Origin of the sequence: Brucella cytisi (assembly GCF_038433355.1) — a bacterium.
Classification (GTDB): domain Bacteria; phylum Pseudomonadota; class Alphaproteobacteria; order Rhizobiales; family Rhizobiaceae; genus Brucella; species Brucella cytisi.
The window spans coordinates 346,636-364,094 of record NZ_JBCAUP010000004.1; the positions used below are offsets into that span (position 1 = coordinate 346,636).

Here is a 17,459-nt window from a genome sequence, read left to right on the forward strand (position 1 = left end):
ATAAATCAGAAGCTTTCGCGGAAAAGCCGGTTTAGATCGGCCACGACATCTTCCGCCTTCTCATTGTCCAGCAAGCCTTTGTTGATGCGTTCCGACGCCGCTTCCTGAAACGTCATATAGCCATCGTGACGCGGACGTACCCATGCGCCTTCCAGTGTCGCGCGCGTTTCGCAATAAAAGTCAGACGTCGACGAATTCACAATATCGTCTTCCCATGCATCCGCATGTCCCGGCTGACCGTTGGAAGCCGCATAAAGCCCCTTCTGTACGTCACCGCTTGCAATCCAATAGGCAAAATCGATAGCAGCCTCCGGATGCTTGCTGAAGGCTGAAACGGCAATGCCCGTACCGCCCAGAGCCGAACCCGCAACACCTGCCGCGCCCGCTGGAATATCGGCAAAGCGGATCAGGCGATCGCGGAAGCCCGACATGGCATAATTCACATAGCCATAGATCAGCGGTGAGCAGGCAATGGACGAGTCCGGCAGCACCATTTCCTCAAACACCGCAATCGGGTCCATACCGAAGCATTCCGGCTTTACCAGCGAAGCGATCTCGCGCAGTTGCTCGAAAGCTTTGACACCATCCTCAACAGAGATCAGCTCGCCTTCGACCGTGCAAGGCGTTCCAGCATTGGCAACGAGTGTGTAAAAGCACATCAGCGAATGCGGCGAGCGCAGTGGCAGCAGAACTTTCCCGGCGCGCGCAAGCCTCAGCACCTCGCCCCATGAGGTTGCTGGGTTGTCCATGAGATCGGGACGCCATGCCTGAACCTGTGTGGCGGCATCAAGCGGAAATGCCCATTGCCGGCTCTGCCAGTTATAGCTTGGGAAGGACTGGCCGACCGAACCTTCGGCAAGCGCCTTCAGTTCCGCTTCGCGACCCGGCACATCCAGCGGCAGCAGACAGCCTTCCTTGGTGATCTGACCCACATGCGGATGGTCGATCACGATCATATCGAAATTGCGCGCCAATTCCTCGACCGGGAAGGTCTCGAAATCCTGTAGCGACCGCTTTTCCCACACGATTTCAACGCCCTTGTCCGCGAGCCATTGTTCGGCCCCCGCAACCATCGGATCGTAGCCGCGTGGGTGGCTCCAGGTCATGCCTTTAAGCTTGATCGTGCTCATAGTCCGAACTCCTCGCGTATTTGCTCGCTATTTTCGCCAATGCGCGGTGCAGCGCGTGCCACCTTCGGGCGCTGCCCATTGATGCGCAGTGGGGAACGTGTCGTGGTGATGGAAACATCATCCTCACGCGTCACCGTCTGGAGCATGTCGAGGACCGAAAAGCCTTCACTTGATAGCAGTTCTTCCCAGTTGAGAACGCGGGCGCACCAGATATCGGCTGGTTCCAGAATGGCAAGCCATTCATCAACGGTCTTCTCGGCAATGCGGTCAGCGATCAGGCGCTTGATCTCATCGCGTTTTGCGAAAGCGCTTTTGGGATCATCGGCAAATGGGGCGAGCGTGTCCGCTTCCAACAGTGGCGCCAGTTTCGCAATCGGCATCATGGCGATGGCAAGATAGCCGTCCGCTGCCGGATAGACGCCATAGGGAGCAGCAAGATAGGCGTGGGCGCTGCGGAAATCAGAACGTTTTGGCAGGCGACGACCATCGTTAAGGTGGGTGGTCAGCACTTCAAACTGGAAGTCGACCAGCGCTTCAAGAAGACTGGTTTCGACATGCGAGCCTTTATTGGTGATGCCGCGCCGCACCAGCGCTGCGAGAATGCCTTGTGCCGCAGCAGCCCCCGCCAGCATATCGGCAACCGCCAGACCGAATGGCACCGGTCCTTGGCCCTCATCACCATTGAGCCACATGAGGCCCGAGCGCGCCTGCGCCAGCAAATCCTGCCCAGGCCGCCCGACCCATGGCCCTTCTTCGCCATAGCCGCTGATCGATGCATAGACGAGACGCGGATTGATTTCTTTGGCTGCCTCGTAATCAAGGCCAAGACGCTTGATGACACCGGGGCGGAAGTTCTGAATCAGCACATCGGCCTGTGTGAGAAGCTTCTTCAATGCTGCCAGATCGTCAGGATTTTTGAGGTCGATCGCAAGGCTGTCCTTGCCGCGATTGATCGCATGAAAAATCGTGGAATCACCGCCGATCTCCGTGTCGCTCAGATAAAGCCTGCGCGAGAGATCGCCACCATCGGGCCGTTCAATCTTGATGACGCGTGCGCCCAGATCCATCAGACGCAACGAGCAATAAGGCCCCGACAGAAACTGGCTCATATCGACAACGACAAGCCCGCTCAGCGGCAGTTCGCTTTCCGACATCGGGAAATTCCCTCCTCATGAATTTCTTATGTGAATACAATCTTCACATATGGATTTATGGAAGGCAAGACCGAATTTGGGCTTTGAATGCAAAAACGCCGCCCGGTTGGGCGGCGTTTTCAGTCTCGATTTGATGAATTGGATTGCGTGTTAGACCTCGTTGCTGGCCAGTTCCAGCAAAGTCCAAACGTGATCCGCGAATGAGTTCCACACTTCGATCCGGTAATGATCGGCATCCCACTTCAACAGAATGATCTGGGCGTGATCAAAGATTGTGCGCGCAGCACCCGGAAAGCTCATCTGCGAAAGCTCAACCGGGGAAGCGGCATTCAACAGCCACTCCGCTTTGGGACCGGAAATATCGATGCCGGTTTCCCGATGGCTTACTTCCGTCAGGCTGTGCGGCTCTGTTTCGTAAAGCTTGGCGAAAGCCTGCGTGATGGCTGCGCCCTTGGCTTCTTCCTCGGCCCAGATATACCATTCATCCGGTCCGATACAGGCGACCGCAATATCACCAGTGCGCGTAAGACCACCAATCTTTGCTGGGATTTTTGCGCCCAGCGCTTTTTCGGCCAAGGCCAGTTTTGCCGGGGCAATGCGCAGGATGAAACGGGCGGCGTCATCGGCTGCATGGATTTCCAGACGACCGGAAATGACGACCTTGCGGTTCGAATAAGGTTTTGTCTCAACAAGCATGGTTCAATCCTTATCCGTTCAGTTTCTTGCCTTCGGGGTCATAGAAGACCATGCCCGAAACGACCGCTTCGTGTACGTTGCCATCAGGCATCGGCATATAAAGCGTTTCACCCATACGATCCTTGCCACCGGAGACCACAGCCATGGCGATGGAACGACCAAGCGCCTCGCTCCAATAGGACGAGGTGACATGGCCGAGCATGGTCATCGGCAGCGCCTGCTTTGGATCGGCAACAATCTGCGCACCTTCTTCCAGCACCAGCTTCGGATCGTTGGTCAACAGACCCACGAGATGCTTGCGATCCGCTTTCAGCATATCCGGACGCGCCAGCGAACGCTTGCCGACGAAATCCGGCTTCTGCTTGCCGACAGCCCAGCCAAGGCTTGCATCATCCGGCGTAATCGTGCCGTCAGTGTCCTGACCGACAATGATATAGCCCTTTTCAGCGCGCAGAACGTGCATGGTTTCGGTGCCGTAAGGCGTGATGTCATATTGCTGACCGGCCTCATAGAGCGCCTTCCAGAGTGACAGGCCGTAACGGGCAGGCACGTTGATTTCATAGCCCAGCTCGCCGGTAAAACTCATGCGGAACAGACGCGCTGGCACGCCAAGGAATGTGCATTCCGCCACCGACATATGCGGGAAAGCTTCATCGGAAATATCCAGACCTTCCACCATTGGCTCAATGAGCTTGCGCGCATTCGGGCCGTTGATTGCCACCACTGCCCACTGTTCGGTGGTCGAGGTCAATGAGACTTTCAGCTCCGGCCATTCGGTCTGGAGATAGTCTTCCATCATATTGAGAACACGCGCGGCGCCGCCGGTCGTGGTCGTCACATGGAAACGATCCTGCGTCAGACGCCCGACAACACCGTCATCCCGGATGAAACCATCTTCGCCAAGCAGCAGACCATAACGGCAGCGCCCGACACCAAGCTTCGTCCAAGGATTGGTATACATGCGGTTCATGAATTCCGCGGCATCCGGGCCGACCACTTCGATCTTGCCAAGGGTGGAAGCGTCGAACATGCCGAGCGACTGGCGGGTCGCCTTGCATTCACGCGCCACGGCCTGATGCATGTCTTCGCCGGTTTTCGGGAAGTACCATGCGCGACGCCACAGCGAGACCGGCTCAAAAGCTGCGCCATGCTGTTCGGCCCAGCTATCGATAGGCGTCTTGCGCGTGACATCAAACAGTTTGCCGCGATTATAACCGCAGAAAGCGCCAAAGGTCGTCGGCGTATAAGGCGGACGGAAAGTGGTGAGACCAACCTGCGGCGTTGGACGCTTGAGTGCGTCGGCGGCAACAGCCAGACCGTTGATGTTCGAGGTCTTGCCCTGATCGGTCGCCATGCCATTGGTGGTATAGCGCTTGACGTGCTCAATGGAATGGAAACCCTCACGCACGGCCAGACGAATATCCTTGGCGGTCACATCGTTTTGGAAATCGATGAAAGCCTTAGCCTTGCCCGGATCGCGATCGGTTGGCAGTTCGCGACAGCTTACGCCATCGCAGACGAAATCACCGGCGACCGCATATTCAGACGCCTTGGCTTTGTGTCCGGAATCATTGGCAGCAGCGGCACCCGCTTCCGCACCCTCACGCAATGCAGCCTGCAGGTCGAAATTGCCATTGCCTGCACCGGCACAGCGGCTTTCCTCGGTGCGTTCGCCCGGCAGATAGATCTGACGCGCTTCATCCCAGACGAGAGAGCCTTTCGTGTGCGAGAACAGATGCACGCTCGGATTCCACCCGCCAGACATCAGCAGCACATCGCAGGCAATAGTACGTGCAGCGCCGACCGAGCCATTGGAAACCGGATTAGCCCGCACAGATGACACGCGATAGCGTCCGCCCGTGTCCGTCACAGTCCAGCCGGTCAGTGTTTCAATGCCAAGCATTTTGGCGCGGTTGACGAGGCTGTCGGCAACGCTTGAACGCACATCGATGATGGCCGGAACCTTGACGCCTGCGACCGCGAGATCGAAAGCCGCAAGCCATGCGCTGTCATGCGAGGTGACGACGACAGCCTGATTGCCGACCTTGACGCCATAGCGATTGAGATAGGTGCGTGCGGCAGAAGCCAGCATCACGCCGGGGCGATCATTGCCTGCAAAGACCAGCGGCTTTTCAATCGCGCCCTGCGCCAGCACCACCTGTTTTGCGCGCACGCGCCACATACGCTCACGCGGCGCATTGGAGGCAGCCTTGGCCTGATGATCGGTCAGGCGTTCGCAAAGACCAACCATGTTCTGATGGTAATAGCCAATGGCCGTCGTGCGCGGCAAAAGCGTGACATTCGGATTAGCCTTGAGCACTTCTATGGTTTCATTCAGCCAGTCCCAGCTTGCGCGGCCATTGATGACCGGCTCCGGTTCCGACAGAAGCGAGCCGCCAAATTCGGCCTGCTCGTCGACGAGGATGACCTTCGCGCCACTCTTTGCGGCTTCAAGGGCAGCGGCCAGACCGGCAGGTCCACCACCGGCAACCAGCACATCGCAGAAAGCATAGCGGCTGGCATACGTATCCGGGTCCGGTTCGGACGGCGATTTGCCAAGACCGGCGGCACTACGGATGAAAGGCTCATAGACCTTGTTCCAGAAGCTTTTCGGCCACATGAAGGTCTTGTAGTAAAAGCCTGCCGAGAAGAACATGTAGAACGCATCATTGATCGCGCCGACATCGTGCTTCAGCGACGGCCAATGGTTCTGGGTTTCGGCCTTGAGGCCATCATAGAGTTCCAGCACCGTTGCGCGGGTGTTCGGCTCAAACCGACCTGGCCCACGCGAAACGCCCATCAGTGCATTCGGCTCTTCGGAACCGGCAGAAAGAATGCCGCGCGGGCGGTGATATTTGAACGAACGACCGGCCAAATGCTCGCCATTGGCAAGCATGGCGGATGCCAGCGTATCACCTTCAAAGCCGGAATAGGTCTTGCCATTGAAGCTGAACCGAACGGACTTGGCCTTGTTGACACGGCCTTTGTTATGAATGCGCATATCGGTCATTATTTCGTCTCCGCAGCCGGAGTTTCTGCCAAAGCAGGACGGGGTTCACCGGCCTTGTAGGTGGTGACAAACTTATCGCTCACCGTATCGCGCACCGCATTGAAAAAGCGGCCGCAGCCATTGATATGCCGCCAGCGTTCATAATGGGTGCCGCGCGGATTGGAGCGCGTGAACAGGAAGTCGCGCCATTCATCATCGGTCAGTGTCGATGGGTCGGCTGGACGCGCGATATGCGCTTCGCCCGCATAGGCGAATTCCAGCTCTGGGCGTTCCATCTCGCAATAAGGGCAACGGATAAGAAGCATTAGTGTTTCCCCTATTCCTTAGTGAGCCACAGCGGCAGCAGCCGCTTCATCAATCAAGCGACCGGTGGTGAAGCGTTCAAGCGTGAACGGTGCGTTGATCCAGTGTGGTTCGTCGCGTGCGATCGTATGGGCAAAGACATGCGCCGAACCCGGTGTCGCCTTGAAGCCGCCGGTACCCCAGCCGCAATTCACGAAGAGGCCCGGCACCGGCGTCTTGCCGATAATCGGCGAACGATCCGGCGTGACGTCAACAATACCGCCCCATTTACGCAGCATCCGCATACGGGTGAAGATCGGGAAGACTTCGCAGATGGCCGCAAGCGTATGCTCGATCAGCGGCAGACCACCGCGCTGGCTGTAGGACACATATTGGTCAGTGCCGGAGCCGATGACCAGCTCGCCCTTGTCGGACTGGCTGATATAGGCATGAACCGTGTTAGACATGACCACACATGGGAAGATCGGCTTGACCGGCTCGGACACGAGCGCCTGTAGCGGGAAGCTTTCAAGCGGCATACGCACGCCTGCCGTATCCATGACAATGGAAGTGCTGCCAGCAGCGGAAACCGCCACTTTCTTCGCCTTGATGAAACCGCGTGGCGTATCAACGCCGGTCACGCGACCCGATGCGTCACGACGAATGGCCGTGACCGGGCAATTCTGGATGATATCAACGCCGCGCTCTGTCGCGCCGCGTGCATAGCCCCATGCAACCGCATCGTGACGAGCCACGCCGCCGCGCCGCTGCAAGGTGGCACCGACGACCGGATAGCGCGCATTGGCTGAAATATCGAGCGGCGGGCAATATTCCTTCGCCTGCTCCCTGGTCAGCCATTCATTGTCGATGCCGTTGAGACGATTGGCATGGATGTGACGCTTGAAGCTCTGCACATCATGCACCGTATGGGCCAGCATCATCACGCCGCGCTGCGAGAACATGACATTGTAGTTGAGGTCCTGGCTCAAGCCTTCCCACAGCTTCATCGCATGTTCGTAGAGATGTGCGCTCTCATCATAGAGATAGTTGGAGCGGATGATGGTGGTGTTGCGCCCGGTATTGCCGCCGCCAAGCCAGCCTTTTTCGATGACCGCGACATTGGTGATGCCATGTTCCTTGGCCAGATAATAGGCGGCACCCAGACCATGCCCACCACCGCCGACGATGATCACGTCATATTCGGTCTTGGGTTCGGCATTGGGCCATTGCGGCTTCCAGTTCTTGTTGCCGGAAAGCGCATTTTTAATAATAGAAGCTGCAGAAAAACGGGACATAGACAACCACCAGTTTCGCGACCGCAAGCGCCCTGTCGGCGCAAGCGAAGCCTTTGATGATATTTCTATTGTTTCCGTTTCAAACCCGACAGCAGGCTTGCGTCAAAAGACGCCACAAATACGACATGCCCACCATTTCGCGACATCTGGTCCACCTCATACAAGTGGGCCCGCGTCTGCAACCTGACGGCAAAGCAGTTTCAAAAATCGCCCCTGTAAAATAGGACAACATTATTGTCCTTTTCCCTTTTCTTTTATTGCGCAAAGGACTACGCATTCTTTCGTAAAATCGCGTCCAAAATAAAAGAAACGCAAGAAAGGTGATTCCGTGACTAAGGAGAATCTACTCGAAAGTGCACTTGTCCGTCTGGACGAGGCCGCAGGCCACATCAACATCGATGCGGACGTCATCGAGAAGCTGAAATATGCACGTGAGACCATGAAAGTGCGACTGATGATCCGCATGGATGATGGTTCGCGCAAATCCTTTCTTGCATGGCGCTGCCGCTACGACGACACGCGCGGACCGACGAAGGGCGGCATCCGCTATCATCCGGAATCGACCGCGGAAGAGGTTGAAACGCTGGCCTTCTGGATGACTTTCAAATGCGCCGTCATGAACCTGCCTTATGGCGGCGGAAAGGGTGCAATTCAGGTCGATCCACGTCAACTTTCAAAGGCTGAGCTGGAGCGTCTTTCGCGCGCCTACATCCAGGCTTTCTCCGGCATTATCGGGCCGGATCGCGACATTCCGGCACCGGATGTCTACACCAATTCCATGATCATGGGCTGGATGGCAGACGAATATTCCCAGATCGTCGGACAGTCCTCGCCTGCCGTCATCACTGGCAAGCCGCTGGCGCTTGGCGGTTCGCTTGGACGCAATGATGCCACGGCGCGCGGCGGCTTTTATCTCGTGCGCCATCTGTCACACGATCTGGGCCTTGCTGCGCAGCTTCGCGTCACGGTTCAGGGCTTCGGCAATGCCGGTCAGTTCATCGCCAAGCTGATGGCTAGCGATGGTCACAAGATCGTTGCCGTATCGGATTCGTCCGGTGCTGTTTATTGCGCCAACGGCCTTGATCTCGATGCTCTTCTGGAAGCGAAAGCACAGAACAAGTCGGTTGTCTCGACAGCTGGCAAGAATGGCCATGAAGCCATCACTCCCGATGAGTTGCTTGCAGCCGACTGCGATGTGCTGGTGCCAAGCGCCATGGAAAACATGATCCATGCCGACAACGCAGCTTCCATCAAGGCAAAGCTGATTGTCGAGCTTGCAAATGGTCCCGTGACACCGGAAGCAGACGAAATCCTTGCGAAAAATGGCGTCATCGTTCTGCCGGATATTCTGGCCAATGCCGGTGGCGTGACGGTTTCCTATTTCGAATGGGTGCAGAACCGTCAGGGCTATTACTGGACGCTTGAAGAAATCCATGAGCGCCTGAAAACTATCATGGAACGTGAGGGCCGCGCCATCTGGAACCATGCCAAGCAGCACAATGTGACAGTTCGCTCGGCAGCTTATGTCCATGCGCTGCAGCGTCTTGCACAGGCTATTGAAGCACACGGCACGCAAAACGATTTTGCTGCCTGATCCAGCCTTTTGACATTACCCCTCCTGCCAGCCCGCTGTCAGGAGGGGTGTCGAACGGCGGTTTCCTTTTCCCGTTGGCGCTATAGTTTACCTTCACAAGGAAAAACCAGCGCGATGGGATGATGAGCATGTCGTACAGAAACCTATTCAAGGGAAGTGCCATCGCACTTGCCCTCTTTGCAGGCGCAGTTCAGTTTTCCAGCCTCGCGCAGGCAGAGGTGGTCGTGTCTTCCAAGATCGACACTGAGGGCGGCGTCCTTGGCAACATCATTCTGGCCATTCTCAATGCGAATGGTATCCAGACCACTGATCGTATCCAGCTCGGCGCCACGCCGGTCGTTCGCAAGGCGATCACCGCTGGCGAAATCGACATCTATCCCGAGTATACTGGCAATGCCGCCTTCTTCTTCAACAAGGCTGACGATCCGCTCTGGAAAGACCCAGCCAAAGCTTATGAGACTGCAAAGCAGCTCGATTACGATGCCAACAAGATCGTCTGGCTGGCGCCCTCACCGGCAAACAACACCTGGGGCATTGCGGTGCGCAAGGATGTCGCCGACGAAAACAAGCTTACGAACCTGAGCGAATTCGGAAAGTACATTTCAGGCGGTGGAAAGGTCATTCTGGCCGCATCCTCGGAATTCGTGAACTCGGCAGCAGCCCTGCCCGCTTTCCAGACCGCCTATAGCTTCACCCTGAAACCCGACCAGCTCATCACACTTTCAGGCGGGGACACGGCTGCAACCATTGCTGCCGCTGCCAACCAGACCAGCGGCGCCAACGCGGCCATGGTCTACGGCACCGATGGCGGCATCGCGCCTTCCGGACTTGTCGTTCTCGAAGACGACAAGCATGTGCAGCCGGTCTACCAGCCCGCCCCGATCATCCGTGAGGAAGTCTTGAAGAAAAATCCGAAGATCGAGGAACTTCTGAAACCCGTCTTCGAGAAACTCGACCTGACCACCCTTCAGGAACTCAACGGTCGCGTGCAACTGGGTGGCGAACCGGCAAAGGCGGTCGCCGAGGATTTTCTTAAAGCCAACGGATTTCTCAAGTAGAGAGCGCGATAACGGATAATTGCCGGGCATGAGTGCAACACACCAGACGATCCAGGCAAATGGCACGAGGGGCTTGTTTGCATATATCGACAAGCTCGGACTGGTCATTGCGGCAATCGCCTTATCGGGATTGCTTCTGCCATTCGCAAACTTTCGGGCAAACCGCATCGTTCAAGGCGAACCGCGTTATTTTTTGGATGCCCTGCCGACCTCATTGGCGCTGCTGTTCGCCGCTGTCGTAGCGGCAGGACTGCTGATCGGCTTTGTCCGCAGCAACAATTTGTTGCGGCTGTACGCGGCTCTGTTCTGTCTCGCATCCGTCATGGTGGCAATCGGCCTGGCCGCGTCATATCTGTCGCCCGAAGGAAACAGATATGCGCGCGTTTCTCCGGCTTCCGGTTTCTGGCTGTTGTTTTTTGCGAGCGCACTTTATGTCGCGGATGGGCTGGTCCGGCTGCGTGCCGGTCCGTTTTTACGGGTCGGGCTGCTGGTCATTGCAGGATTACTTCTGGCCGCGCTGCTTTCCTCAGGCCTCTGGGACAGCATCTCATTCATGAAAGAATATCAAAGCCGCGCGGACAGCTTCTGGAACGAAGCGGAACGGCATATAGCGTTGGCATTGGGATCGCTTGCGGCGGCGACCGCAGTGGGTATTCCGCTGGGGCTTGTCTGCCATCGCTTGGCCGGGTTGCGGGCTTTCGTTCTTAACAGCCTCAATATCGTGCAGACCATTCCGTCAATGGCCCTGTTCGGTATTTTGATTGCGCCACTCGGCTGGGTCGCCACGCAGTTTCCCTGGGCGGGTGCTATCGGTATCCGTGGTATTGGCGCTGCACCGGCATTCGTTGCGCTTTTTCTCTATTCGCTGCTGCCTATCGTGGCAAATACCGTCGCAGGGCTGGCACAGGTGCCGGAGCCGGTAACGGACGCAGCCCGCGGCATGGGCATGACGCGCCTACAACGCCTCTTCAAAACGGAATTTCCGCTCGCTTTTCCCGTTATTCTCACCGGCATACGTATCGTCATGGTGCAGAATATCGGCCTGACGACCATTGCGGCATTGATTGGTGGCGGCGGCTTCGGAACATTCGTCTTTCAGGGCATTGGGCAAACGGCCATGGATCTTGTTCTGCTGGGTGCCTTGCCTACCGTTCTCCTCGCCTTTGCGGCTGCTGTCATTCTCGATGCAGCGATAGAAATCACCGGGAAAGGCAGCTCCCAATGATCGAATTCGACCATATCACGAAGCGCTATAACGGACGCGCAGCGGTGGACGCAGTGAGCTTCACCATCGAACCCCACAGTATTGCTGCCATTGTCGGGACGTCAGGTTCCGGCAAGACGACCCTCCTGCGGATGGTCAATCGTCTGGTTGAGCCGACCGACGGAGAAATCCGCATCGATGGCCGCAGCATCATGGACGAACCTGGTCATGTTCTGCGGCGGCGGATCGGTTACGTCATCCAGCAGAACGGACTGTTTCCGCATCGCACTGTCGCAGGAAACATAGCGACGGTTCCCCTTCTGCTTGGATGGCAGAAACAACGCATCGATACACGTGTGGATGAACTGCTTGACCTCTTCCAGCTTGAACCAGCGGACTATCGCGACCGCTATCCGCATGAACTTTCCGGAGGGCAACAGCAACGCGTCGGCGTGGCACGCGCGCTCGCTGTCGGGCCGAACATCCTTCTCATGGACGAGCCCTTCGGGGCACTCGATCCGGTTATTCGTGCCAAGGCACAGGAAGATCTAAAGGCGATCCAGAAGCGGCTCGGCACGACCATAATCCTTGTCACGCACGACATGGAGGAAGCCATATCGCTGGGTGATCGTATCGCCGTCATGGATGACGGAAAATTGCTGCAATATGGTCCACCGGCAGAAATTCTTGCCCGTCCGGCAACCGATTTCGTCGAACGCCTTGTCGGTACGGGCGAACGGCCTTTCCGCCTCCTCTCTCTCATGGACCTTAAAACCGTGCTCCAGCCCGGTGATGCAAGCGGTGCAACAATGCCGGTAACAGCGTCGCAACGCGATGCCCTTGCCGAGCTTCTGTGGTCAGGACGCAAAGCTCTTCCCGTTCTTGATCATGATGGAAGGCCACTTGGACAAGTTACGCTCGACAGGCTTCTGCATCAGGCAGAGCGTCCGGCATGAGGTTGTTCCTGTCCCTTGTTCCGCGTGCGCTGCTTCTGGGCGTTCTGCTGCTGTTTCTGTGGCGGCCCCATCTTTTCGAGCCGTTGTTTCGACCGCTCGTCGATGAGGGCGTCCCGGTCATTTATGATCGTGCGAACTTCGTGACACTGACTTTGCAGCATCTCGGCCTGGTCGCTCTGGCCGCACTTGCATCCACGATTGTAGCCGTCTCGATGGCAATCTTTGTTACCAGAAAGCAGGGCGCGGAGTTTCTGCCACTCTCACGCAGCCTTGTAAATATCGGCCAGACCTTTCCTCCAGTTGCAGTGCTGGCACTTGCAGTGCCGGTCTTCGGTTTCGGAGACAAGCCGACCCTGATTGCACTCTTCCTCTATGGTCTGCTTCCGATTTTTGAAAATACGCTAACAGGACTAACGACTTTGCCGCCTCCGGTTGTCGAAGCTGCACGCGGCATGGGGATGACCAGCGCGCAACGGCTTGTCAAAGTCGAGGTTCCCCTTGCCATGCCGGTTATTCTGGCGGGTATCAGACTTTCCGTTGTGATCGGCCTTGCAACGGCTACCATTGGCTCGACTGTCGCTGCCAGAACACTTGGAGAAGTCATCATCGCCGGGCTCATTTCCAACAATCTTGCTTTTGTTTTGCAAGGAGGGCTCGTCGTGGCCGCACTTGCCATACTCATCTTTGATGGGTTTCAGGCAATTGAACATTACCTTATGAAACGTTCCAGACGAGCCATCTGAAAACATAAGCCTCTTTGAAAGACGTCTCTGCATTCCTATATCCTTGCAAATAACCAGCCAGTGAGGAACGGGATGAATATAGGGCAGGCAGCTGCAGCATCTGGCATATCGGCGAAGATGATCCGCCATTATGAAACAATCGGACTCATTGAAGCTGCCGAGAGAACCGGTTCGGGCTATCGCGTCTATACGCAAAAAGACGTTGAGACGCTGCGCTTCATCCGCCGCAGCCGCGATCTCGGTTTTCAGGTTGAACAGATCAAGGAACTGCTGACGCTCTGGCGCGATCGCAATCGCGCATCGTCTGACGTCAAGAAGGTAGCGCTTGGCCATGTCGAGGAGCTGGAAGCCAAGATGCGTCAGTTGCAGGAAATGGCTGATACGCTGCGCTACCTCGCGAAAAACTGCCACGGGGACAACCGCCCCGATTGCCCGATCATTCACCAGCTTGCAGAAAACAGCGTGGAAAGCCGCAAGCGCCCGGCTCCACGCAAAGGTGAATTGCTGCACGGTAAAATTTGAGGTCTGCAAATAAAACGCCGGGATCACTCCCGGCGCTTTTCTTTCACATCACCAGCTCAGCCTTTCGGCAAAGTATAGGCGATCACATAATCGCCGGGCTTGGTGCCAACAGAACCATGCCCGCCGGCAACCATCAGAACGAATTGCTGATCGCCGACCGTATAGCTCATTGGCGTCGACTGGCCGCCAGCAGGAAGCCGTGCTTCCCAGAGCTGCTTGCCCGAAGTCAGGTCATAGGCGCGCAGATAGTCATCCACGGCTGCACCAAGGAAGGCAACGCCGCCTGCGGTGATCATCGGCCCGCCAATGCCCGGAACGCCGACCTTCAGCGGAAGTGGAACCGGTGACATATCGCGGATAGTCCCATTCCGATGCTTGTAGGCAATCTTGCCGGTTCGCAAGTCAACACCGGCGACATAGCCCCATGGCGGCGTCTGGCAGGGAATACCGAGCGGACCCAGGAATGGCCCCATGAAGACGCCATAGGAAGCACCATCGTTACGGTTCAGACCTTGCTCGCTTCCCTTTTCATCCTGTCCTTTCGGCGGAATGTCCGCGCGTGGAACGAGGCGCGAGGTGAAGGCGAGATAGGTCGGCATACCGAACATAACTTGCCGCACCGGATCGACGGCCACGCTGCCCCAGTTGAACACACCGAAATTGCCCGGATAGACAATCGTTCCGCGCAGCGAAGGCGGGGTATATCGGCCCTCATAGAACAGCTCGTGGAACTTGATACGACAAGCGAGCTGATCGAACATCGTCACACCCCACATGTCGCTTTCGCGCAAGGGCGGCGGACTGAAAGTAAGATCGGAGATCGGCTGCGTCGGCGCAGTATGGTCCTCGGGTATCGCACCTGTCGGAGCAGGAATTTCCCTGACTGGAATGATCGGCTCACCAGTGCGTCGATCCAGAACATAGAGATCGCCCTGCTTCGTCGGTCCGACCAGTGCCGGAACCCCGTTAATTTCCAGCAGGACCGGCTGGGCTGGAACGTCCATGTCCCACAGATCATGGTGAACAGTCTGGCGCACCCAGCGAAGCTGTCCGGTGTTCACATCGAGAGCGACGATGGACGAGGAAAACTTCTCCACATTCTCGCTGCGGTCCATACCAAGCTGGTCGGGCACCTTGTTGCCGAGTGGAACAAAGATCAGCCCGAGCTTCTCATCGACGCTTGAAACGGACCAGCTATTGGGTGAGTTGGTTGTGTAGTGCTCCCCCTCCGGCAGCGGCGTGGTGACATCCGGATTGCCCGAATCCCAGTTCCACAGCAGTTGGCCGGTGCGGATATCGAATGCGCGAATGACGCCCGACTGTTCTTCCGTCGAATAATTATCGTTGACGGCACCGCCAACGATGATCTTGTCGCCGACGACCGCAGGGGGCGAAGTGGAGTAGTAATACCCTGCCGGATTGTATTTCATGCCGTGGCTGAGATCGAGAGTTCCACCATTGGCGAAATCCGTGCAGATTTCTCCGGTGGCCGTATCCAGTGCAATCAATCGTGCGTCAGATGTCGGCAGATAGACACGCTCGGCGCATTTCGCTCCAGCCGTTGCGGTCGCATCCTTCCAGTAGCTCACACCACGGCAGGTCTGGTGCTGGCGGTCTGTATTGAAACCGACCTTGGGGTCGAATTTCCACTTTTCCTTGCCGGTCGCCGCATCCAGCGCAATAGCCCAGTTATGCGGCGTGCAGAGATAAAGGGAATCACCAATCTTGAGCGGTGTAACCTGATAGGTCGTTTCGCCCACATCCTGCGGCTGCTTCACATCGCCGGTCTGATACTGCCAGGCAACCTGAAGCTTGGAAACATTTTCCGGCGTGATCTGCGCCAGCGGCGAGTAGCGCTGACCGTAAGGCGTTCGACCATATTGGTGCCATTCGCCATCGGGCACGTTGCCGCCAAGATCGGGCGTTGCAGCGACCTTCTCCGTCGGCAGGTCTCCGGCAATATTGTAGGTATCCTGTGTTATCGCATAGCCTGCGACCACGACTGCGATCACCGAGGCTGCAGCCAGCGGCAGACCACTATTACCTGCCCCGTTATTCAGAGGTTTCCTGATCCAGGGCGTCAGCATCCAGAAGCCGAGCAGCACGATGACGCCGCCGCGTGCGCCAAGCTGCCACCAATCGAAGCCGACTTCATAAACGGCCCAGCCGAGCGATCCGAGAATGACAAGCGCATAGACCCATAATGCTGAGGCGCTGCGCCGGGAAAGCAAAACAGCGGTCAGCAGAAAGCCGATCGCCGCAAGTATGTAATACCAGCTGCCGCCGAGTGCGGCGAGCCAGATGCCTCCCGCGCCGAGCGCAAGCCCGATCAGGAAAAGAACAATAGAAGTTAACCAGATAAGCAAGACATTACCCCCTTCTAGCACAACCGGCATCCCGTCATATGTGCAGAGAAGCCGGGCGGATTAACCGCTCACCAATTTCGAGGCATTTCAGATATGGTCAGATATAGGTTGCAAGTCTTGCAGCAATCCGTGTGCCGCACAACTCCCTGCTGCCTACATATCCACATAGGCGAGCATGGAAAAAATCTAGGGAGCGGCAGAGTAATTCTTTCACCGGAAAGGCCGAGAGGGACTGGTTTCAGTCCAAGCGGCATCCTTAATTAAGGCAGAGTGCCGAGAAGAAGCTTGAGCTGTCAAAAGACGTGAAACGTTGCGCGAATAGGCGTATTTTCGCCCATCAATTGCGGCGAACGCATGGCAAAACTGTGTATATCCCGGCTTTCAGGAGGCTTTTCGGTGATATCACGCAGATCCGCGCATGATGAGGTGGCTATCGAGACGGCGAATTTCCTTCTCGACGGCCGCCCCGCTTTCCTGCGCATTGATCCGCGAGAAAAGCATATCGAGACCGAGTTGCGCGATTTGCCGATAATCCTGCGCAACCGTCGTCAGCGGCGGACAGGTGAAGCGACTGAGAGGATGGTCGTCGTGACCGGCGACGCGAAGATCGCAGCCCTCTTCGCGCCCGACATGGCGCCGACGCTCGAAAGCGGCGGAGATCACGCCGAAGGCCAGACGATCATTGGCACACAGAACCGTGCGCGTCGGAAACCCGCCGCGATCAAAAATCCGGCCTGCCTCCTGATAGCCCAGCTCCTCAAAATTCCAGTTCTTTGCGGCTATGGGAAGGACGATTGGTTCAACGCCAAGCCTTTCCATGGTTTTGATATAGGCCGAACGCCGTTCCAGCGCATTCTGGTTTACAGCTGGCATTTCGAGGAAGCAGGGGTGCTCCCCCGTTCGATAGAGATATTCGGTGATATTCCCTATGCTCTGACGATTATCCGTGCCGACGAACGGCTGATCATCGCTGATACGGCTGTCCAGGAAAACTGCAGGTGTCGAGTTCGACAGACTGGAAAGAAGCTTCTCGTCGGTATCGAAACCGAGCGGAGCCATCAGAACACCCGCAATCTTGAGAGACATCAAGGTGCGCATCGCCCGCGCTTCGAGTTTTCTCTCACCATGAGATGACAGCACGATGGTCCAGTAGCCCTCCGCCAGACAGCGCATCTCGATCTGGCGAATGATTTCCGCATAGAATGGATCGGATATATGCGGAACGATAACGCCGATATTCTTCGGCTTCTTGCGATTGAGGCTGACTGCAAAAATGTTGGGCTGATAATTATAGTCTTTCAACGCCTTTTCGATACGAGCCCGCGTGGAAGGCTTTACGCTTTCAGGATTGTCGAAATATTTCGAGACCGTAGGACGAGACAATCCGCTTGCCGCCGCGAACTCTTCCATCGTCCTGATCTTCTGTTCGGTCATGCCCTGCTTTTCCCA

The 17,459-nt window shown here is 56.7% G+C and carries 14 protein-coding genes; 6 read left to right on the top strand and 8 right to left on the bottom strand.

Annotation, left to right across the window (positions count from 1 at the left end):
* Positions 1–5 precede the first annotated feature (5 nt).
* The 6 genes from AAE521_RS06255 to AAE521_RS06280 form a co-directional block, all read right to left on the bottom strand.
* On the bottom strand, positions 6–1,130 hold the full coding sequence (locus tag AAE521_RS06255; RefSeq protein WP_071631892.1) for an extracellular solute-binding protein: 1,125 nt from the start codon (positions 1,128–1,130) through the stop codon (positions 6–8).
* Positions 1,127–2,284 carry a CaiB/BaiF CoA transferase family protein gene (locus AAE521_RS06260; protein WP_071631891.1) on the bottom strand — a complete coding sequence of 386 codons (1,158 nt, stop codon included), beginning with the start codon at positions 2,282–2,284 and terminating at the stop codon, positions 1,127–1,129. The genes AAE521_RS06255 and AAE521_RS06260 overlap by 4 nt, the downstream gene beginning before the upstream one ends.
* Positions 2,285–2,434: 150 nt before the next feature.
* A complete protein-coding gene (locus AAE521_RS06265) occupies positions 2,435–2,980 on the bottom strand; it encodes a sarcosine oxidase subunit gamma (protein WP_071631890.1) in 546 nt (181 codons plus the stop codon).
* A 10-nt stretch (positions 2,981–2,990) separates the two neighbouring features.
* Positions 2,991–5,990, bottom strand: coding sequence for a sarcosine oxidase subunit alpha (locus tag AAE521_RS06270; protein ID WP_071631889.1), 3,000 nt, complete (start codon positions 5,988–5,990; stop codon positions 2,991–2,993).
* A complete protein-coding gene (locus AAE521_RS06275; RefSeq protein WP_010658073.1) occupies positions 5,990–6,295 on the bottom strand; it encodes a sarcosine oxidase subunit delta in 306 nt (101 codons plus the stop codon). Before AAE521_RS06275 ends, AAE521_RS06270 begins: the two co-directional genes overlap by 1 nt.
* 18 nt (positions 6,296–6,313) lie before the next feature.
* Entirely contained in the window at positions 6,314–7,567 is a 1,254-nt protein-coding gene (locus tag AAE521_RS06280; protein ID WP_071631888.1) for a sarcosine oxidase subunit beta family protein, read from the bottom strand.
* 328 nt (positions 7,568–7,895) lie between these two features.
* Between AAE521_RS06280 and AAE521_RS06285 the strand changes: the two genes are divergently transcribed.
* From AAE521_RS06285 to cueR, 6 genes are all read left to right on the top strand, one after another.
* The gene (locus tag AAE521_RS06285; protein ID WP_010658071.1) at positions 7,896–9,161 is read left to right on the top strand and encodes a Glu/Leu/Phe/Val family dehydrogenase; all 1,266 of its coding nucleotides are present in this window, start codon (positions 7,896–7,898) and stop codon (positions 9,159–9,161) included.
* A gap of 128 nt (positions 9,162–9,289) precedes the next feature.
* Positions 9,290–10,219 (top strand): glycine betaine ABC transporter substrate-binding protein OsmF, encoded by a 930-nt coding sequence (osmF, locus tag AAE521_RS06290; RefSeq protein WP_342060749.1) that lies wholly within the window; start codon positions 9,290–9,292, stop codon positions 10,217–10,219.
* 19 nt (positions 10,220–10,238) lie between these two features.
* Positions 10,239–11,444, top strand: a complete 1,206-nt coding sequence (locus AAE521_RS06295) for an ABC transporter permease (protein WP_374864422.1) — start codon at positions 10,239–10,241, stop codon at positions 11,442–11,444.
* Entirely contained in the window at positions 11,441–12,379 is a 939-nt protein-coding gene (locus AAE521_RS06300) for an ABC transporter ATP-binding protein (RefSeq protein ID WP_342060751.1), read from the top strand. The genes AAE521_RS06295 and AAE521_RS06300 overlap by 4 nt, the downstream gene beginning before the upstream one ends.
* Positions 12,376–13,122, top strand: coding sequence for an ABC transporter permease (locus tag AAE521_RS06305; protein WP_342060752.1), 747 nt, complete (start codon positions 12,376–12,378; stop codon positions 13,120–13,122). Before AAE521_RS06300 ends, AAE521_RS06305 begins: the two co-directional genes overlap by 4 nt.
* A gap of 72 nt (positions 13,123–13,194) precedes the next feature.
* Positions 13,195–13,644, top strand: coding sequence for a Cu(I)-responsive transcriptional regulator (cueR, locus tag AAE521_RS06310; RefSeq protein ID WP_071631885.1), 450 nt, complete (start codon positions 13,195–13,197; stop codon positions 13,642–13,644).
* A 56-nt stretch (positions 13,645–13,700) separates the two neighbouring features.
* On the opposite strand, the gene AAE521_RS06315 is transcribed toward cueR, so the two are convergent.
* Both AAE521_RS06315 and AAE521_RS06320 read right to left on the bottom strand, forming a co-directional pair.
* Positions 13,701–16,010, bottom strand: a complete 2,310-nt coding sequence (locus tag AAE521_RS06315; protein WP_071632009.1) for a glucose/quinate/shikimate family membrane-bound PQQ-dependent dehydrogenase — start codon at positions 16,008–16,010, stop codon at positions 13,701–13,703.
* A 402-nt stretch (positions 16,011–16,412) separates the two neighbouring features.
* Positions 16,413–17,444 carry a LacI family DNA-binding transcriptional regulator gene (locus tag AAE521_RS06320; RefSeq protein ID WP_071631884.1) on the bottom strand — a complete coding sequence of 344 codons (1,032 nt, stop codon included), beginning with the start codon at positions 17,442–17,444 and terminating at the stop codon, positions 16,413–16,415.
* Positions 17,445–17,459 lie beyond the last annotated feature (15 nt).